The sequence below is a fragment of the Endozoicomonas sp. ALC020 genome, from assembly GCF_049275935.1.
Classification (GTDB): Bacteria; Pseudomonadota; Gammaproteobacteria; order Pseudomonadales; family Endozoicomonadaceae; genus Endozoicomonas_A.
This window is the reverse complement of sequence record NZ_CP184830.1, coordinates 4,677,632-4,679,744: the sequence shown is the minus strand read 5'-3', so window position 1 is coordinate 4,679,744 and position 2,113 is coordinate 4,677,632. Positions and strand designations below refer to the sequence as shown.

Sequence of the window (2,113 nt, the reverse complement as noted above, 5' to 3'; positions counted from 1 at the left end):
ACAACCTGTTAGTTACGGAGAGGTTCCCGTATGCCTGCCAATCCGACTGATAATAATCCTCGCAATCCTGTTCCTAAAAGACAGTGGCTGAATACCAGCGATGGCTGGTTTTACTTCGCCATGGTTAATACCGGTACTTTTACCATCAGACTGTCAACGGATCAGGCCAGCCCGGGATCGGCCTTTGCCACGCCAGCGCACATTAGTACTGTTAGGACAGCTATTGACAGAGCCTTCTGGCTAATTGAGCAGTCAGGTTTTTTTCCCCACTATATACATCGGAATATCAGTATTATCCTGTCTGATTCTGACTTGCCGGGTCAGAATATCTATTATGACGACGATGGAGTTACATTTTTAATCGGACAATCAATCGGATCTGACCGGCTCGTCGCCACCTTGCTAAAGAATATGGCAATGGTCGTTTATGAGGCCTGTGACCCCAATAACTTCTGGTCAGAATTTCAGGTGCGCCAATATGGTTCTACAGCCACTCGAACACAGCTCGACTTTATCTCTGAAACCCTGGCCGCCAAGTGGTTGCATCAGAAAGTATCACCGGTTTCACTCTATTGGCTGGAGTCCTTGCTTCCTGATCTGTTCAATGCCCCACAGAACCTTGAGAAGCCGCCAACCCCTCTGAGTGCCGAATTGCAAGCCAGGCACTGGCATTCTAAAAACGACCTTGGTCAAACACTTGCCTGGCTCAAAAGCGAGGAGATCCCTTCATCAGGCAATGTTACCAGACCCGTGCCTGACAGTTATTCTACTTTCACGCCCGTCGCGCCGCTTTTGCGCATCGACGAGACAATAGCCTGTCCTGCCTTTGGCAAAGGTTATCGCACCCAGGTTAACGGAACGGAAATAGCGGTCAGGGTATATCCCCAGGGCGACGGTGCTCCGCCGCTGGAGCTGGTGGACATCACCCTTGATGCCCAAGACTACCGTTCCCTCGGTTACAAAGACCCGGCACAAACACTCCAGCGACTGGTTTTTGACCTTGAGAAACTGGCAGGACTGTTTCTATACGGTGGTTTTAACCGGCAGTTGCTGACCTTTCTTCACGGACTTCAGATTGCCAGTGATCCGGGTGGCACGGATAACAAAGTCCCTCTTATCAAGGCAGAGTCCGACCGATTATTTATTGACAGTGACGCAACCTTCACAAACGACAGTCGGCCACTGATTCGTCTGGGAGCCGCCGATCTTTCCCGGCACTCTGACGAAGCTCTTGGGCACGGACTGTCGGCCCTGCTGATACCAACATGGAGAGAAACCCTGACCGACAATGCCCTGGCTGTGGCCGGTATTGAACAGCTGTGGGGGATCACTGGCAGCAGGCTGGAAGCACTAAAACCACATTATGGGCTTGATGAACGTTACCAGGCCCGGCAATGGCCACAAGAGTCCGGTGATCTCTACCGGCAACTGGTGTCAGGCCAACGCCATGATCTCAGGAAACGGGGTGGCACAGCGGAAGACTTTGTTGATGCCGTCCGGGAACTTTACCAGGCTGACGGGCTGGCGCCAGCACTTGCCAGCGTTATGGAAGACTGGCAGGCGTTGGAGACTAATCGCACAGCCGGAGAAATGGCGGATTTGCTCACTGCCATCGAAACCGTTTACAACGAACAACCGTTGCGCAGTGAACAATGGTTTTTCCGCAGGGCGCTTGATGGCAGTCTGGACTGGCTGACTGCCAGAGACCCCGACAGCCCAGTTTTGGCAAACCTTCAGCGACTGAAAAAAAATGATGAGGCACAACAAAGTGAATACGATGGCCTGTTGGAGCCGGAGCAGGCGCCGCTCTTAAACAATACCACCAGCAGCGTTCGGGGCAGATTCCTTACCCTCAAGGCTCTGGGTGACTGGATTGGGGTTTACCTGACACCGGACTATCTGGCCAGTTCCGGTAATCAGACCCTCGCCAGTGACCTGCGGCAACTGGTGGATGCCAGCGACCTGTTCAGACACCGGTTGAACAATACCGAAGGGTTACGGATGCTGTCGGGCAACGTAACAACCCCGATAAGACCTGACACCCTTGGCGATATACACGACCAAGGTTTACTGAAAATACCCCCCGATGAGCGCAACAGGACGATCCCCGGAG

Annotated in this window: 1 protein-coding gene (only partly in view); it reads left to right on the top strand. The window is 53.0% G+C overall.

The genetic code is table 11. The features are described 5' to 3' along the window. Positions 1 to 30 precede the first annotated feature (30 nt). Positions 31 to 2,113: the 5' end (the start) of a TcdA/TcdB catalytic glycosyltransferase domain-containing protein gene (locus tag ACOJUO_RS17490; RefSeq protein WP_422137648.1), read on the top strand. 26,471 nt of this gene lie beyond the right edge of the window; 2,083 of the gene's 28,554 nt are visible here — the first part of the coding sequence; its start codon is at positions 31 to 33; its stop codon lies beyond the right edge, outside the window.